This window comes from Leisingera sp. ANG49 (assembly GCF_059694505.1).
The window spans coordinates 1-339 of the sequence record NZ_JCATZN010000072.1 but is presented as its reverse complement, the minus strand read 5'-3'; the positions used below and the strand labels follow the sequence as shown (position 1 = coordinate 339).

The window sequence follows — 339 nt, the reverse complement described above, 5'->3', positions numbered from 1 at the left end:
TCAGATGGGGTATTCGGCTTGCGCCCCACTTCCAGCCTCGGTCTCCGGTAGGTGCTGCGTCTCGAGCTGATGATAATACGTGGTCTGTGTGAAGCAGCCACAAGCATCAGGGAAGGAGACGCAGCATGAAGCATTATGCCGGATTGGATGTATCAGTAAAAGAAACCGCCATTTGTGTTGTCGACGACGACGGCCAAGTCTGCTCAGAAATGAAGATTGCGAGCCACCCCGAGGAGCTCTCTCTGGCCTTGAGCGGCATCGGGGTCCATTTCGAGCGGGTTGGGTTGGAAGCCGGTCCGCTGTCGCAATGGCTGTTCGAAGGGCTGGCGCGCACGGGGC

The 339-nt window shown here is 58.1% G+C and carries 1 pseudogene; it reads left to right on the top strand.

From position 1 onward, the window contains the following. Positions 1-125 precede the first annotated feature (125 nt). Positions 126-339, top strand: a pseudogene (locus tag AC58NV_RS23785) (IS110 family transposase); the annotation flags it as partial.